17 protein-coding genes are annotated in these 14,445 nt (G+C 61.3%); 8 read left to right on the plus strand and 9 right to left on the minus strand.

Features of this window, described 5'->3' with window-relative positions; translation table 11 throughout:
• Positions 1 to 65: 65 nt before the first annotated feature.
• Complete coding sequence (locus KUV46_04475) at positions 66 to 1,463, plus strand: ActS/PrrB/RegB family redox-sensitive histidine kinase (protein QYJ01653.1); 1,398 nt, start codon at positions 66 to 68, stop codon at positions 1,461 to 1,463.
• A gap of 2 nt (positions 1,464 to 1,465) precedes the next feature.
• Positions 1,466 to 2,038: an ActR/PrrA/RegA family redox response regulator transcription factor gene (locus KUV46_04480; protein ID QYJ01654.1), complete on the plus strand. Its 573-nt coding sequence runs from the start codon at positions 1,466 to 1,468 to the stop codon at positions 2,036 to 2,038.
• A 127-nt stretch (positions 2,039 to 2,165) separates the two neighbouring features.
• Here KUV46_04480 and nth read toward each other — a convergent pair whose 3' ends face one another.
• The gene (gene nth / locus KUV46_04485; protein ID QYJ01655.1) at positions 2,166 to 2,888 is read right to left on the minus strand and encodes an endonuclease III; all 723 of its coding nucleotides are present in this window, start codon (positions 2,886 to 2,888) and stop codon (positions 2,166 to 2,168) included.
• Between nth and KUV46_04490 the strand changes: the two genes are divergently transcribed.
• Both KUV46_04490 and KUV46_04495 read left to right on the plus strand, forming a co-directional pair.
• Positions 2,887 to 3,456, plus strand: a complete 570-nt coding sequence (locus KUV46_04490) for a DUF2244 domain-containing protein (protein ID QYJ01656.1) — start codon at positions 2,887 to 2,889, stop codon at positions 3,454 to 3,456. The genes nth and KUV46_04490 overlap by 2 nt on opposite strands.
• 100 nt (positions 3,457 to 3,556) lie before the next feature.
• A complete protein-coding gene (locus KUV46_04495) occupies positions 3,557 to 4,888 on the plus strand; it encodes a cytochrome P450 (GenBank protein QYJ01657.1) in 1,332 nt (443 codons plus the stop codon).
• A gap of 79 nt (positions 4,889 to 4,967) precedes the next feature.
• On the opposite strand, the gene KUV46_04500 is transcribed toward KUV46_04495, so the two are convergent.
• The 3 genes from KUV46_04500 to KUV46_04510 all read right to left on the minus strand — a co-directional run bounded on the left by KUV46_04500 (position 4,968) and on the right by KUV46_04510 (position 6,783).
• Positions 4,968 to 5,738: an SDR family oxidoreductase gene (locus KUV46_04500; protein QYJ01658.1), complete on the minus strand. Its 771-nt coding sequence runs from the start codon at positions 5,736 to 5,738 to the stop codon at positions 4,968 to 4,970.
• A gap of 59 nt (positions 5,739 to 5,797) precedes the next feature.
• Positions 5,798 to 5,965, minus strand: a complete 168-nt coding sequence (locus KUV46_04505) for a YdcH family protein (protein ID QYJ01659.1) — start codon at positions 5,963 to 5,965, stop codon at positions 5,798 to 5,800.
• A gap of 116 nt (positions 5,966 to 6,081) precedes the next feature.
• Complete coding sequence (locus tag KUV46_04510) at positions 6,082 to 6,783, minus strand: GGDEF domain-containing protein (protein ID QYJ01660.1); 702 nt, start codon at positions 6,781 to 6,783, stop codon at positions 6,082 to 6,084.
• A gap of 110 nt (positions 6,784 to 6,893) precedes the next feature.
• Here KUV46_04510 and purE point away from each other — a divergent pair, with 110 nt between their 5' ends.
• The 3 genes from purE to KUV46_04525 are packed head-to-tail and all read left to right on the plus strand — an operon-like array spanning position 6,894 to position 9,197.
• On the plus strand, positions 6,894 to 7,385 hold the full coding sequence (gene purE / locus KUV46_04515) for a 5-(carboxyamino)imidazole ribonucleotide mutase (protein ID QYJ01661.1): 492 nt from the start codon (positions 6,894 to 6,896) through the stop codon (positions 7,383 to 7,385).
• Positions 7,382 to 8,455, plus strand: coding sequence for a 5-(carboxyamino)imidazole ribonucleotide synthase (locus KUV46_04520; protein ID QYJ01662.1), 1,074 nt, complete (start codon positions 7,382 to 7,384; stop codon positions 8,453 to 8,455). Before purE ends, KUV46_04520 begins: the two co-directional genes overlap by 4 nt.
• Positions 8,456 to 8,486: 31 nt before the next feature.
• The gene (locus KUV46_04525) at positions 8,487 to 9,197 is read left to right on the plus strand and encodes a DUF3592 domain-containing protein (GenBank protein QYJ01663.1); all 711 of its coding nucleotides are present in this window, start codon (positions 8,487 to 8,489) and stop codon (positions 9,195 to 9,197) included.
• 29 nt (positions 9,198 to 9,226) lie between these two features.
• Here the strand turns inward: KUV46_04525 and KUV46_04530 are convergent, their stop codons facing one another.
• The 3 genes from KUV46_04530 to KUV46_04540 all read right to left on the minus strand — a co-directional run bounded on the left by KUV46_04530 (position 9,227) and on the right by KUV46_04540 (position 11,443).
• Positions 9,227 to 9,685 carry a helix-turn-helix domain-containing protein gene (locus tag KUV46_04530; protein QYJ01664.1) on the minus strand — a complete coding sequence of 153 codons (459 nt, stop codon included), beginning with the start codon at positions 9,683 to 9,685 and terminating at the stop codon, positions 9,227 to 9,229.
• Between the two features lie 147 nt (positions 9,686 to 9,832).
• A complete protein-coding gene (locus tag KUV46_04535) occupies positions 9,833 to 10,771 on the minus strand; it encodes a DUF481 domain-containing protein (protein ID QYJ01665.1) in 939 nt (312 codons plus the stop codon).
• Positions 10,772 to 10,807: 36 nt separating this feature from the next.
• The gene (locus KUV46_04540; protein ID QYJ01666.1) at positions 10,808 to 11,443 is read right to left on the minus strand and encodes a COQ9 family protein; all 636 of its coding nucleotides are present in this window, start codon (positions 11,441 to 11,443) and stop codon (positions 10,808 to 10,810) included.
• A 77-nt stretch (positions 11,444 to 11,520) separates the two neighbouring features.
• Between KUV46_04540 and rpsU the strand changes: the two genes are divergently transcribed.
• Positions 11,521 to 11,778, plus strand: coding sequence for a 30S ribosomal protein S21 (gene rpsU, locus KUV46_04545; GenBank protein QYJ01667.1), 258 nt, complete (start codon positions 11,521 to 11,523; stop codon positions 11,776 to 11,778).
• A 198-nt stretch (positions 11,779 to 11,976) separates the two neighbouring features.
• On the opposite strand, the gene KUV46_04550 is transcribed toward rpsU, so the two are convergent.
• Positions 11,977 to 13,434, minus strand: a complete 1,458-nt coding sequence (locus KUV46_04550) for an ABC transporter permease (GenBank protein QYJ01668.1) — start codon at positions 13,432 to 13,434, stop codon at positions 11,977 to 11,979.
• Positions 13,431 to 14,393: an ATP-binding cassette domain-containing protein gene (locus KUV46_04555; GenBank protein QYJ01669.1), complete on the minus strand. Its 963-nt coding sequence runs from the start codon at positions 14,391 to 14,393 to the stop codon at positions 13,431 to 13,433. Before KUV46_04555 ends, KUV46_04550 begins: the two co-directional genes overlap by 4 nt.
• Positions 14,394 to 14,445: the final 52 nt, after the last annotated feature.

Below are 14,445 nucleotides of genomic sequence, written 5' to 3' on the forward strand. Positions count from 1 at the left end.
TTCGATCAAGGTGGCGCCGCGCCGCTACAGTGTCGCATCCTGCGGCACAGCTGAAAGGGGCAAGAATGGACGACGCCCACGCGTCCCGCGAAGGAATAGAGCAGGCACTCTATAGCCTGCTGCCGACCGGTCTGGCCGGCGTCGACGCGGCGCGTGGCCGCGCGCGCCTTCGCACATTGATGACCCTGCGCTGGCTCGCCGTGGGTGGTCAGACGGCGGCTGTGCTCTTCGTCAATTTCGTCCTCGGCTTCGACGTGCCACTCGGCCCCTGCCTGACGGTCATTGCCGCCTCAGCCTGGCTGAACGTCTTCCTGTCCTTTGCCATGCGCGACCAGGTCCTGCTCAAGGGGTGGGAGGCCGCGCTCCAGCTCTGTTTTGATACGCTGCAGCTGGCGCTTCTGCTGGGCCTCACCGGCGGGCTCTCAAATCCCTTCCTTCTCTTCCTACTCGCGCCTGTCACTGTAGCCGCAACCAGCCTTCGGCCGCGTTATTCGGCGATCATCGCGGGGATCGCCATCCTGCTTGCGGCCCTTATGCCAGCATTTGCGCTGGACTTGCCCTGGTATCCCGGCAGCAGCCTCAACCTGCCAGAGCTTTTTGAGTGGGGTCATTTCGCCGCCTTCCTGCTCGCAATCGTCTTCTTTGCCGTGTCGTCGGTCCGCCTTAGCGAAGACGAAGCCCGGCTTGTACGCGCCATGGATGCGGCATCGGTCGTCATGGCCCGTGAGCAGAAACTCTCGGCACTTGGCGCAATGGCCGCCATGACCGCTCATGAGCTCGGCACACCGCTCGCGACCATCCACCTTGTCGCCAAGGAGCTGGCCAGCGACTTCGATAGCGACCATCCCCAGTATGACGATGTCCGCCTGATCGCAGAACAGGCCGACCGCTGCCGCGATATCCTGCGCCAGCTCAGCCGCTCTCGCGAAGCCGAAGACATCGTTCATGCCAACATGCCCCTCTCCAGCCTCGTCGAAGAGGCCGCCGCCCCGTTCAAAGGGCTCGGCGTCGCGCTGAACGTCACCTGGTCGGCGGGCGAGAATGGCGAGTCCCGCATTCCCACTATCCGGCGCAGCCCCGAAGTCCTTCACGCGCTCGGTGCCTTTGTTGAAAACGCCGTCAGCTTTGCCGATAGTCAGGTGAAGGCTGCGGCCAGCTGGACCGACAAGCAGTTTATGGTCACCATTTCCGATGATGGCCCGGGCTTCGCACCGGACGTGATGCCAAAGCTTGGCGAGCCCTATGTCTCCCAGCGCGGTGAGGCCCATCTGCACGGCGGCGATATGGGCCTTGGCTTCTTCATCGCGAAGACACTGATCGAGCGGACGGGCGGGCGTATCGCCACCAGGAACAGGACGCCGCCGAGAAAAGGCGCGATTGTGCAGGCCGTCTGGCCTCGAAGCGCACTGGAAAGCTTGGAATCAGACAGAATTCCAATAAATGGTCCCGTACTGGAGACTTGATCATGGACTATAACGTTACCGTCAAAATTCATGAGGCCCTCAAGGATGTAGAGGACCGCACTTGTCTGATACTTGACGATGATGGCCCATTTCTGCAGCGGCTGGCCCGCGCGCTGACGCAGCGCGGCTTCCTCGTCTCTGCTGTGTCGAGCGCCAATGAGGCCAAGGACATCGCCCGGATGAATCCGCCTGCCTTTGCGGTGCTGGATCTTCGTCTGGAAGATGGCTCAGGTCTCGACGTGGTCGAAACCCTCCACCAGTACCGCCCAGAAGCACGCGCCGTGATCCTCACCGGCTATGGCGCAATCGCAACAGCCGTCGCCGCCGTGAAAGCCGGCGCCGTCGACTATCTCGCCAAGCCTGCTGAGGTGGAAGACATCATCCGCGCGCTCGTTAACAAGGGCGATAGCCTGCCGGAGCCGCCGGAAAACCCGATGTCCGCAGATCGCGTACGTTGGGAACACATCCAGCGCGTCTATGAGCTCTGCAACCACAATGTCTCCGAAACGGCCCGCCGCCTGAACATGCACCGCCGCACGCTTCAGCGCATCCTGGCAAAACGCGCGCCTCGTTAGTTCTACTAATCTTGCGTATGCGGCTTCATCCTTCGACAGGCTCAGGATGAGGGTACGCTTGCGGCCCGCACCCCGTAGACCTCACCCTGAGCCTGTCGAAGGGCGAGGTCCATCTCTCAGTTATGGCCTACGATCCCTTCGGCCCCAGATCAGACTCCTTCCGGGCCGGATCAGGCGTCTTGTCCTTGAACTTGCAGATGTCGCTGATGGTACACAGCCAGCATTTGGGCTTGCGCGCCACACAGACATAGCGTCCGTGCAGGATCAGCCAGTGATGGGCGCCCTTCTTGAATTCGTCCGGCGTCACGCGTTCGAGCTGGTCTTCAACCTCGTCAGGGTTTTTGCCGGGCGCGAGGCCCGTACGGTTCGACACGCGAAAGATGTGCGTATCGACGGCGATTGTCGGCTGTCCGAAAGCCTCGTTCAGGACCACATTCGCCGTCTTGCGACCGACGCCCGGTAGCCGTGTCAGCTCATCGCGCGTTTGCGGCACCTCGCCGTCAAATTCCTCGATCAGGAGCTCGCAAAGCGCGATCACATTCTTCGCCTTGTTGCGCCAGAGGCCGATCGTCTTGATGTGATCGGCGACGCCCTCCTCGCCCAGCGCCAGCATCGCTTCTGGCGTATCGGCAATCTCGAACAGCTTTTTCGTTGCCTTGTTCACACCGATATCGGTCGCCTGCGCCGAAAGGGCGACAGCCACGACGAGGGTGAAAGGGTTGTGATAGTTCAGCTCTGTTTCAGGCGCGGGCCTGTCCTCGGCGAGCGCCGCATAGAGCTGCGCCGTCTTCTCAGGGCCGAGCGTCGGGGAACGGCGCTTCTTTCGCGATTTAGTCGGGGTCTTTGCCATGGATGCGAGGTGTAAATGCCGCGGCGCTGCGATCAAGCATCAACTTGCCTGCGCGCCGCACAGCTTTATTTTCCACTCCGTGATGAGCGACACCCCGTCCACCGTTTACTTCGATGCCACGCTGACCCCGCATACGGCGCTCAGCCCGCGTGCCTTTCTGGTCGTCATGGGCCTCGTTGGTCTGATGAGCTTTGTCGGGGGGATGATGTTCCTCTCCATGGGGGCCGTGCCCGTGATTGCCTGGTTCGGTCTCGACGCGCTCGCCATCTGGCTCGCCTTTCGCGCCAGCTTTCACAGCCTGCGTCAGGAAACGCGTATCGAGGTGACAGCGGAAAAGATTTCCATGTCGCACACCGCGCCGGGCAGTGAGCCGCGGCATGTCGAACTGCCTACCGGCTTTGCCCGGCTCAGTCTCGATTACCCCGAGCGCCGCCCAAGCGAGCTTAAACTTGCGCACGGGCAGCAGGCCTATGTGATTGGCCGCTTCCTGACGCCGGGCGAGCGCAAATCCCTACACACCGCCCTCAAATCTGCCATCGAAAAAGCCCGCGCCGAACGCTACGCGTAAAAAATGACGCCTGCGTCATGGTTTTTTCATTCTGTCTGTGTTACCTTTGGTCAGGCACAGAAAAACTCACCGGAATACCGGGAGATCAGGAGGCAAGGACATGGCTGACACAGCAACTAAGATCGCCCACAATCTCGAGCGCCCGAAAACCACGGGCCGCGAAAAGCTGATGGAATTCCATCTCGACCGTGACGCCCCGATCCCGTCGCCTGAAGATGTCGACATGAAGACCTTCGACATCCTGGACCCGGAGCTCTGGCGCCGCGACGCCCATTGGGACTTCTTCAAATGGATGCGCGACAATGATCCGGTCCACTACACGCCGGACAGCTTTGCTGGGCCATACTGGTCCGTGACGCTCTATGACGATGTTCGCGACGTCGATATCGACCACAAGCGCTTCTCATCGTCCTGGGAATATGGCGGCATCACGCTTGGCGAGCCGTTCGAGGACTTCGAGCTGCCGATGTTCATCGCCATGGATGAGCCGCGCCACTCTGAACAGCGCAAGACCGTCCAGCCGGCCGTCGCGCCGAACATGCTGAAGGAATTCGAGCCTCTGATCCGTTCGCGGACGCAAGGCCTGCTCGACTCCCTGCCGGTCAATGAGCCATTCGACTGGGTCGACACGGTCTCGATCGAGCTCACGACCATGATGCTCGCGACCCTGTTCGACTTCCCGTTCGAGGATCGGCGCAAGCTGACCCACTGGTCGGACGTTGCGACCAACCCGCACAATCCGGACATCTGCCCGGGCGGGCTCGACCAGTGGAAGCAGGAACTCATGGAATGCCTGACCACCTTCATGGGCATTTATCAGGACCGTCAGTCCAAGCCGGTCAAGAATGACCTGATGAGCCTTCTCGCCCATGGCGAAAAGACCAAGAACATGACCCCGATGGAGCTTCTCGGGAACGTCATCCTCCTCATCGTTGGCGGCAATGACACGACCCGCAACTCGATGACCGCATCGGTCCATGCCCTGAACAAGTGGCCGGACCAGTTCGAGAAACTGAAGGCGGACCCGTCGCTCATCCCGAACATGGTGTCAGAGGTCATCCGCTGGCAGACGCCGCTCGCCTATATGCGCCGTACCGCGCTTGAAGATGTCGAGCTTCGCGGCAAGACCATCAAGAAGGGCGAGCAGGTCGCCATGTGGTATGTCTCAGCGAACCGCGACGAGCGTTTCTGGGACGAAGACCCATATCGCCTCATCATCGACCGCAAGCAGGCCCGCAACCACATCTCCTTCGGTTTCGGCATCCACCGCTGCGTCGGCAACCGCCTGGCCGAGCTTCAGCTCCGCATCCTCTGGGAAGAGCTTCTGGAGCGTTTCGATCATATCGAAGCGCTGGAAGAACCAGAGCGGAATGCACACTCCTTCGTGAAGGGCTACACTTGGATGCCGGTGATCCTGCACCCTAAGAAATAAGCCATCACGGCACCTGAAATTAAGAAGCCCCGTAGATCATCAGACCTGCGGGGCTTTTCTTTGGGGCGCAGCAGCGCGCCTAGTCTTCGAAGTCGTCGATGATCCCGCTGAGGCGCGAGCGCCCGCCATCCATGACAAGCGTCTCCCCTGTAATGATCGCCGATTTCGGCGAGGAGAGGTAGAGCGCCGCTTCCGCGATCTCGTCGGCAAGACTGGCACGGCCGAGCGGCGTGCGTTTGCGCAGCCACGGGTCTTCGCTCTCGGCGCGCGGTCGTAGCGCGCAGATCGCGTTCACACGGATACCTTTCGAGGCGAGGTCCACCGCGCCTGCACGCACGACGCCCAGTATCGCATGCTGCATCACGGCGTCGGCGAAATCACCTTCGCTCACCTGCTGCGCAGATAGCGAGAGAACGAATGTCACTGAGCCCAGCTGCTTCTTGCGGCCCAGCGTCTCACCCGCCTCATCGACGCGCTTGGCGACATGGCGCTCAAACATTTTGAGAATGAGGATTGAGGTTCGCAGCGCCTTTGTATGCGCCTTCTCGAACTCCGCTACATCAAGCTCGGCAAAGGCTGTCTTTGGCGGGATCGGAGGCACGGCGACGATGTGATCGACCTGACCATACGCCTCCAGCGCGGCGGCCAGCGCATTCTTCACGCCAATCTGCGTGTCTAGATCTTCCTGATGGACGATCGCCCGGTCACGCAAGCTGTCGGCGAACTTCTCGACGCGCTTCTGGCTCTGGTCGCAGGCGACGACCGCATGGCCATCTTCAGCAAAGCGGCGTGCTACGGCCTCGCCAGTCATCTGGCCAAGTCCGAGAATAAGGGTAACAGGCTGGTCCATCTGGGCTCCTGATCCGGCAGGAAGCGCCCCACCGGATCAGGTAACGCCAGAAAGCCGGACTAGTTCGGTTTAAGGTGGTGCAGCTCTTCCTTGATCTTGAGCTTGCGGCGTTTGAGATCGTGCAGGCGGATTTCGTCGGCAGCTGGTCTCTTCTGCTCCTGCTCAATCTCCTCATCAAGACGCTGGTGGCGGTTAGAGAGTTCGGCGATACGTCCTTGAAGTGACATTGTACCATGCTCCTTTCTTGCTGATGAGAAAACTGTGCTTTTGAGGTCACAGTAAATCACATCAGGAAAAGGCGGTCACGCAGAATCGACGAAAAATCCTTCGCATGAAGAGGATTTCATTCGGACGTTTGCCGGCGCACGGTTTTTGAGCGGTACATCGCCTCGTCGGCTGCCGCGATCAGGGCATCGGCGCCCATCCGTCCATCCCATTGCACGATGCCGCAAGACGCGCCGAGCGCCACAGGCTCCCCCGTCCGGCCATCAGGCGCCGTAATCACCATGTCACCGATAAGCTTGGTAAGCTCTTCGGTTTTCGCTTCCCCATCGCTGCGCAGGGCATGAGACAGGATCACGCCAAACTCGTCGCCGCCGAGACGCCCGATAATGTCGGTCTCTCTTATATTTGCGTTGATGAGCTTGCAGATCGATTTGAGCGCCTTGTCACCCGTGGCATGACCAAAGCGGTCATTGACGAGCTTGAAGCGGTCAAGGTCGATATAGACGAGGCATAGCGAGCTGCCGTGCCTGCGGGACAAGGCCATCTCCCGCGAAAGCTCTCTTACAAAGGCGCGGCGATTGAAGACGGGGCAAAGCGCATCGCGGTCAGCAAGCGCTTCTGCAATGGACAGCGCCCTGTGCAGGCGCGCTTCCTGGCCTCGAAGGTAGAGCACCTCCTCGGCCAGCGCGCGCAACCCGGCATCCACCTGGGCATCAGCCGACTTCAGTGGAAGCTCGAGCGCCTCCAGCAGTTTTTCTGCCGGTGTCGCTGGCCGCCTGATCCTGCCGCCGCGGGCATGATGTTCGCCTGGTCTGTCCATATACGGACTATAGGCGGTATCGGCCTTTCGGGCCAGCAGAACAGCGCGTCTTGACGCAAAAGGGCCGGCCTCTATGTTCTGCCGCTTCCTGAAAGAAGGGGCGCCAGAAAATGAGTGCATCCCAACCTAGCGTCGGCGTGATCATGGGGAGCCAGTCGGACTGGCCCGTAATGAAGCTTGCCTGCGAGACACTCGAGCAGCTTGGCGTGACCCATGAGGCGCGCATCGTCTCTGCACATCGCACCCCTGAGCGCCTGACTGAATACGCCAAGAGCGCACGCGACCGCGGCCTTAAGGTTATTATCGCAGGCGCGGGCGGCGCCGCCCACCTGCCAGGCATGACCGCTGCCATGACCCCGCTTCCTGTGCTGGGCGTGCCCGTAAAATCACGCGCGCTGAAAGGCATGGATAGCCTTCTCTCCATCGTCCAGATGCCGAAAGGTGTCCCCGTTGGCACACTGGCAATCGGCGAAGCGGGCGCTGTCAACGCCGCCCTCCTTGCCGCGTCCATCATTGCGCTCAATGATAGCGACGTCGCCGCCAGGCTCGACGCCTATCGCAAGGCCCAGACCGATAGCGTCGGCGAGGCGCCAGAAGGATGAGCCCGCTTCCAGCTGGATCAGTGATCGGCATCCTCGGCGGCGGCCAGCTCGGCCGTATGCTGGCGACGGCCGCTGCCCAGCTTGGTTTTGACGTGAACATCTTCTGCCCCGGTGAAAGCCCACCTGCTGCCCGCGTCGCCGCCGGTCACTGGGACGCAGACTATGATGACGAAACCGCGCTCAGCGACTTTGCGGAAAATTGCGATGTCATCACCTATGAGTTCGAGAACATCCCCGTCGCATCGGTCGCTTACCTCGTTTCAAAAGGTGCGGTCGTCCGGCCCGGCGTCAAATCGCTGGAAGTCTCGCAGGACCGCCTGTCCGAGAAGCAGTTCCTCAACGCAATCGGGATTGAGACCGGCAAGTTTGCGCCGGTCGATAGCGTCGACCAGCTAAAAGCCGCGCTTGAAACGCTTGGCGGCGAAGGTCTCCTGAAGACCCGCCGCGACGGATATGATGGCAAGGGTCAGGTCCGCGTGAAGTCCGGCGACGACCTTGCCGCTGCCTGGAAGGAAATTGGTCAAGCACCTGCGATCCTCGAAGCGCTTGTCCCCTTTGAGCGTGAGATCTCCGTCGTCATCGCGCGCGCTGTCGATGGCTCCATGACCGCGTTCGACCCCAGCAAGAACGACCATGAGAGCGGCATCCTCAAGCGCTCGACCGTGCCTTGCGGGCTTTCTGATGAGGTCATTGCGCACGGTCGCAAGCTTGCCGAAACACTAGCGACAGAGACCGGCCATGTCGGCGTCCTCGCCCTTGAGCTGTTCGTCCTGAAAGACGGCACGCTGCTCGCCAATGAGATGGCACCGCGCGTCCACAATTCCGGTCACTGGACCCCGGAAGCCTGCGCCACCGGCCAGTTTGAACAGCACATCCGCGCTGTCGCCGGCTGGCCCCTCGCGCCCGTGACCCGTCACTTTGATGCCGAGATGGAAAACCTGCTCGGCGACGAGGCGCTCGCCCCGCCAGCTTCCTATCCGGACGGCACTGTGCTCACCCTCTATGGCAAGCGCGACGCCAAACCCGGCCGTAAGATGGGCCACATTGTCAGGCGCTTGCGCCCAGCCTAGGTTTCGATTTGGGGCGCAGGGGGGACCGGAAATGAAGAGAGCTATCTTCACTGCCTTGCCGGGCATTGCTCTCACCGTGATGGGCCTCGTTGCGCTGGCTGTTTTTCGATTTAGTTGGGCCTCTCTTCTCGTTGGACTGCCTCTGCTTGCGCTGGGGGGCGGCGTGCTCCTCGAAGCAAGGCAGACGCTTAAGGAATCCGGCTCCGACGAGACGTGGAAAATCCTTCAGCCCGTGGGATCAGGCGGCCGCGTTACCTTCGCCCAGATCATCTTCACAATCTTCGGCGCGGGCGCGCTCATCATTGGTCTTGGAGTCATGAAGTTCGGGCTTGAGCAGCGGGCTGACTGGAAAGCGCTCGAAGCATCGGCGGAACGCGTGTCCGGCGTTGTCGTCCGCCAGCAAAGATATACGGGAGTCACGACACGCTACGGACAGGGCGACACTTACGCGCCCGTCATCCGCTACCGCGACTCCTCGGGACAGCTTCAGACCCACGTATCCTCGAGCTATTCGAGCCCCCCGGCCTATGATCGCGGCGAGACCGTTGAGTTACTCGTACCCGACTGCACCGGCGGCGAGGAATGTGAACCGCGCCTGACCGGCGGCTTCGGTGAAGCCATGAGAACCTGGGGCGTCGCGCTCTTCGGACTGGTGTTCACCGTTGTCGGGCTAGGCCTCGTGATCCATCCACCAAAAGAGTTCGGAGATGGCAGCGCCGGAGGCGGCGGAGCCGACATCTGAAGCCTCCGCCCCCCACGCGGCTTAGTCGGCTAGTCTGTCGGCTGCATCTCATTCTGATACCGCGAGACGAGCGTCACGATCATCACGGTGAGAGCATGGCTCGCCAGACCAACCGTCCACCACATCGCCGGAACAGCCATGAGCAGGATGTTCCGCTCGCTCACCCCGATTGCCGCGAAGATCAGCATGCCGAGCCCCCAGCTCCCAAGGTGAATCCAGAAGGACAGCTTCAGCGCGGCGACACCCTCGGCCCGGTGCTGCGTTGCCGCCTTGGCCGCTTGCGACTGCGCATCCACCGTCAGCGCCATGACATCGACATTGAACGCCGCCGCCAGCGCCTTGAGCGACTCACCAGAGGCCTGCTCACCCTTCTCGATGCGCTGGACGGTGCGAAGACCGATCCCGGCAAGCTCGGCCAGGTGCTCCTGCGACCAGTGCCGTTCCTCGCGCCAGCGCTTTATTTTCTCTGCATCGGCCCTGAATTGCATGACCCTCTTCCTTTCGGTTGGCTGTGTTTAAACTGAGCCGCAAGAAAAGCCCAAACACGCACCGTCAGGCCACGCCACCGGGGCGTCACCTACCCGCCACCGGCCTGCCAGACCCACGCCAGGGGCATAAGATCTGCCCGGTCCGGCCTAGTATTTATATTTCACATTGAACCGCAGGATCCTGTCGAGGCTTTCGCTCTTCAGCGGCGGATTGGACTCATAACGCACATCATATGAGACGCCGGCCTGCACATGGTCGGACACGTCTGCATTCATGCGCAGCGTTGGGTGCACTGTAGAGGTCGGCCCTGAGAAGTTGACCTTTGTGTCCAGCTCCAGCGTCCAGTCCTCATCGATCAGCCAGTCGAACTCAGCGGCGCCGTATAGACCGATGGAGCCGACCGTGCCTTCCTTCTTGGCGATATCGAGGAAGCGGTAACCGGGGCCGAACTCGCTGCGCAGCGTCATGGCCGCACTTTGAATGAGATACGCACCCGCGCCGACGCCCGCGAATGCATCCGTCTCGAACCCGGCAAAATCATCGCGCGCGAAAGAGCCGCGCACATAGCCGAAATACGCATCGGTCCAGAGCGTATCGAGCTGATAGGAAGCGCCCCAATTGTTCTGGCTGTCCACCCCATTGGCCTCGGCCATGTTCGCATAGGTCTCCAGACGGTGGATCTGCGAACGCCGCTTCAGGTTCAGCTTGCCATGCAAGCCCAGAAACAGCGTGTCCGTGTTGCCCTTGGTCTCGGCCGCGCTCAGCGAAATCTCACCATTGCGGTCCTCCCAATAGCCTGCCCGCTCAAACCGCGCAGGCTTCGGGGCTGGCACCACCAGAGGCTGGATGCGCAGTGGCTCTACGGGCAGGCTCAGATCTTCGACAACGGCGTCAATCTTCGCAGCATGCTGCGGATAGGCCATCTTTGCCGCAGCAATCACAGCCTCCAGCTGGGCGGGATCGCGCGTGTTCATCGCCGCCGATATCATCCGGTGAACCGCGCGAGGCAGCTCTTCAACGTCTGGGCTGATAATGGCAGGGGCTGCGCCACCAGCGATTGCTGGCGCAAGTAAAAGGTCGAACATGCCTTCAATCCGGTCTGATTGGGTCGTGCGGCCCTCTTACCCGGTGTCTCCCCGCCCGCGCAACCTGTCCAGCAGCTCAAGACCGGGCTTGGCAATCTTTGAGCCCCACTTGCCAAAGGTCATCGCATTCTGAAGGCGCTTCTCGATGAAGGCATCAAGGTCGGCTTCATCCGGCTCATTCTGCCAATAAAGCACGATAGGCGGGAGTACGGCTGACAGAAGGCCGCGCTTGGTTTCGCGGTTATAATCCGTCGCCGTATCGCCTGCCGCCGTCCAGATCGCATCGGCGGTCTTCCAGGTCCTGTGCGCCGCATCTGGCGTATTCCACGGCAGGAAGCCGCGCGCCGAGGCTCGTTTCACCGCCTCGCGGTGCGGCTCCAGCGCGCCAAGCCACGCCTTCACGCCTTCAGCCACTTTCTCATGCGTGCGCAGGTCTGAGAGGTCGCTCTCTGCCAGCGCTGCCAGCATGTCTTCCTCGGCCCGGTCGAAGAACCGCTCGACAAGATCGCCGATGCCATTTGGCGCCGCGAGTGCAGCTTCATCGGAACTTATCCCGGCCTCGCGCATTGATGTCGTATAGGCTTGGTCCGTCCAGCCCATGTCAGCGACATGCGGCAGCAGGCATTCCAGCCATTTATCCTGTAGTCGTATCGACGGGCGTTCTGCTGTCATTGCTGGCTCCGGGAGTAGGCAAGCTCAAAAATTGGTGTTATAGGCGCGCCTTCACAAGTATCTGATCACGCCAGACTATGTCCCAGTTGGCTCTACCGGCTGGGAAAACAAATGGAGATTTGACCATCGTACAGATCGTCGTCCGCGACAACAATGTCGAACAAGCCCTTCGCGCACTGAAGAAAAAGATGCAGCGTGAGGGTCTCTTCCGGGAAATGAAATCCCGCACGCATTTCGAAAAGCCTTCCGAAAAGAAGGCCCGCCAGAAGGCGGAAGCTGTGCGCCGCGCTCGCAAACTTGCTCGTAAGCGCGCCCAGCGCGAGGGTCTGGCCTAGAACCAGACCGCCAATCTGGCGTGAAATCAGCCCCTTCGGCCTTGGCCGGAGGGGCTTTTTCATGTCTGGAGCTGCCCCCTTCGACCGCTTCGCGGCCACTTCCCCCGCTCGCGGGGGAAGGTAGAAACCAATATTGATGCTGTATGTCCTCCCCCGTTCACGGGGGAGGTGCCGGCAGGCGGAGGGGGCGAAGCAGACCTAAGCCTTCGACTTCTTCCCCGGCACCAGCTTGCCGAACCATTTGCCGACATCGCCGACACCTGCGCCATGCACAGCGCCCGCGCGGTACACGCGCGAGGCGAGCCACAGGACCAGAAGCGAGGCTGCAACCATCAGGACGAGCAGTCCTGCAATCTCCCAGAGCGGCATCACCGTCGGAATGCGCAGGATCAGCAGGAAGGGCGTAAACACCGGCACCCAGCTCATCACCGCGATCAGCGGCGATTCCGGATCGGAAATCGCGACAGTGATCATGAACATCGGCACCATCAGCATCACGATCAGCGGCGTCATCAGCGTCTGCGCTTCCTGGATCGTGTCACAGAGCGAGCCGAGCGCGAGGAAGATCGCGCCATACATAAGATAGCCAAGCACGAAGCTGAGCAGCGCCGGCAGCAAAAGCTGGATGTCCCCCACAGAGCCAAGCACCGTGAAGATCGGCCCGCGTATGCCCGGATCGATCATGTCGCCAAACGCCGTGGCGAGGACCGTCGTGCCGATCGCCCAGACGCCCATCAGCGTCAGTGCCACGGCCAGAACGGCGAGCAGCTTGCCCGCCAGCATATGCGGCAGCTTCACAGAGGTCAGAAGGCTGTCGAAAATCTTGTTGGAGCGCTCCTCGATCGTCCCCATCAGAAGGTAATTCACGACCGAGAAGATCAGAAACCACAGCATGAACGCCATCAGGATGGAAGCGTAGAAAGGTGCCCTGTCGGCCATGGTCACCTGTGAGCCGCCCTCAGCCGAAGCCGGGCGGGCCCGGCGTTCGGTCACGGGCCGCGTTTCCTGGCTGGCACGATTCAGGAGCGCTGGATCGACGCCCGCACTCTCAAAGATGCGCCGCTCAGCCAGCGTCCGCTCCGCAGCTTTTGCCCGCCGCAGCAGCGTGTCGGCGGTGACGTTCTCGCTCCAGTATTCAATCTCACCATCGCCGTCCGGCACGAAGATCGCGGCAAAGAGCGGCAGCGGCCCTTCAGGCGTATCGATCAGCTGCTCGCCAAGAAGGTAAGGCGTGATCGCGTCCTGCGTGTTTGCCGGTGCTGGGACCTGCACAAAGCCCGGCTGCGGCAGCTCAAAGGCAGGCGCGCCAGCCCGCTCCAACGCATCCTCGACAGATGCGCCATCGGCGAGCGCCGTATCGAACGTCACCAGCGCCTCATTGGGCTCAGCAGTGCCCATGACGCTTGCCGGGTCCAGGGACAGCCTCGCCATCTCCACCCGGTTTTCATTGAGCTCGGCATCAAGCACGGTCGAGAAGGCATCACCGCTCTCGATAACCGCGAAGTAGCGCGTCGGCTGTGAATTCTCCGCCCAGGTCGGCGCCATCATGGCGACGGCCAACAGTAGCGGCGTAAGCAACAGGCCGAGCCAGAAGCCCCAGGCCTGCACATAGCCAAGATAGTCTCGGCGGGCGACGAGATAGATGGAACGGATCATGCGACTTTCCTCGCAGCATCACCAGCAAGCGACTGGCGAAGGTCTTCAGCTTCGGCTTCAGAGACGAGCGACACGAAGACGTCGCGCAGACGCGCTTCTTCCGGCCTGAAACTCGTAATTGGCGCCCCGGCATCGATCGCGGCGCGTAGGGCATCCTGCGCATCCACACCGGCAGGCAGCTTGACCCGCCAGACATCGCCGCTGCGCTCATTGATTTCAAAGCCTTTGGGTTTCAGCGCCGCATCAAGGTCGAACCCTTCAGACACGCCGATCAGCACAGCGCGGCCGAGCGCACCGAACGCCTCGTCCAGCGTACCATCGAACACCTTGCGCCCGCGCGCCATCATCACGATGGAGTCGCACAGCCGTTCGGCATGCTCCATCACATGGGTTGAGAACAGGATCGTCGCGCCGCGCTTGTGCTCCTCAATGATCATGTCTTCCAGCCCCTGCTGGTTGACCGGGTCGAGCCCGGAAAATGGCTCATCGAGGATCAGGAAGTCCGGCTGGTGCGCCAGCGAGGACAGGATCTGCACCTTCTGCGACATGCCCTTTGAAAGCTTCGACACACGCGAGCGGGCAAACTCTCCAAGACCCATACGCTCAAGCAGTTCATCGGCACGCTTGCGGCTTTCGCTCGCGCTCAAGCCCTTCAGCCGCGCAAAATAGGAGATGGTCGCCCGCGCGGTCATCTTCTTGTAGAGGCCGCGCTCCTCAGGAAGGAAGCCGACATGGCGCAGGCTTTCAATGTTTGGCGAGGCTCCGAAAAGATTGACCTTCCCCTCATCCGGGCTCAGCACACCGAGCGCCATGCGCAGGCTGGTCGACTTGCCCGCACCGTTCGGACCAAGAAAGCCGACAATGCTGCCCTTCGGCACACTCATGCTCAGGTCGCGGACCGCCGTGAAAGCGCCAAAGCGTTTCGTCACGGCGTCCAGTTCGAGTGGCGCAGGCCCCATAATCCCTCCGGGAAGACTAAAACTTCTCGACTATCGATAAACCAAACCGAGG

The sequence above is a fragment of the Thalassovita mediterranea genome, assembly GCA_019448215.1.
In the GTDB taxonomy this organism is placed as follows: Bacteria; Pseudomonadota; Alphaproteobacteria; order Caulobacterales; family Hyphomonadaceae; genus Henriciella.

Excerpts from the sequence above, each read along its gene's own strand:
- KUV46_04475 (QYJ01653.1), top strand. The coding sequence starts at position 66 with ATGGACGACGCCCACGCGTCCCGCGAAGGAATAGAGCAGGCACTCTAT.
- KUV46_04480 (QYJ01654.1), top strand. The coding sequence starts at position 1,466 with ATGGACTATAACGTTACCGTCAAAATTCATGAGGCCCTCAAGGATGTA.
- KUV46_04490 (QYJ01656.1), top strand. The coding sequence starts at position 2,887 with ATGGATGCGAGGTGTAAATGCCGCGGCGCTGCGATCAAGCATCAACTT.
- nth (QYJ01655.1), bottom strand. The coding sequence starts at position 2,888 with ATGGCAAAGACCCCGACTAAATCGCGAAAGAAGCGCCGTTCCCCGACG.
- KUV46_04495 (QYJ01657.1), top strand. The coding sequence starts at position 3,557 with ATGGCTGACACAGCAACTAAGATCGCCCACAATCTCGAGCGCCCGAAA.
- KUV46_04500 (QYJ01658.1), bottom strand. The coding sequence starts at position 5,738 with ATGGACCAGCCTGTTACCCTTATTCTCGGACTTGGCCAGATGACTGGC.
- KUV46_04505 (QYJ01659.1), bottom strand. The coding sequence starts at position 5,965 with ATGTCACTTCAAGGACGTATCGCCGAACTCTCTAACCGCCACCAGCGT.
- KUV46_04510 (QYJ01660.1), bottom strand. The coding sequence starts at position 6,783 with ATGGACAGACCAGGCGAACATCATGCCCGCGGCGGCAGGATCAGGCGG.
- purE (QYJ01661.1), top strand. The coding sequence starts at position 6,894 with ATGAGTGCATCCCAACCTAGCGTCGGCGTGATCATGGGGAGCCAGTCG.
- KUV46_04520 (QYJ01662.1), top strand. The coding sequence starts at position 7,382 with ATGAGCCCGCTTCCAGCTGGATCAGTGATCGGCATCCTCGGCGGCGGC.
- KUV46_04525 (QYJ01663.1), top strand. The coding sequence starts at position 8,487 with ATGAAGAGAGCTATCTTCACTGCCTTGCCGGGCATTGCTCTCACCGTG.
- KUV46_04530 (QYJ01664.1), bottom strand. The coding sequence starts at position 9,685 with ATGCAATTCAGGGCCGATGCAGAGAAAATAAAGCGCTGGCGCGAGGAA.
- KUV46_04535 (QYJ01665.1), bottom strand. The coding sequence starts at position 10,771 with ATGTTCGACCTTTTACTTGCGCCAGCAATCGCTGGTGGCGCAGCCCCT.
- KUV46_04540 (QYJ01666.1), bottom strand. The coding sequence starts at position 11,443 with ATGACAGCAGAACGCCCGTCGATACGACTACAGGATAAATGGCTGGAA.
- rpsU (QYJ01667.1), top strand. The coding sequence starts at position 11,521 with ATGTCCCAGTTGGCTCTACCGGCTGGGAAAACAAATGGAGATTTGACC.
- KUV46_04550 (QYJ01668.1), bottom strand. The coding sequence starts at position 13,434 with ATGATCCGTTCCATCTATCTCGTCGCCCGCCGAGACTATCTTGGCTAT.
- KUV46_04555 (QYJ01669.1), bottom strand. The coding sequence starts at position 14,393 with ATGGGGCCTGCGCCACTCGAACTGGACGCCGTGACGAAACGCTTTGGC.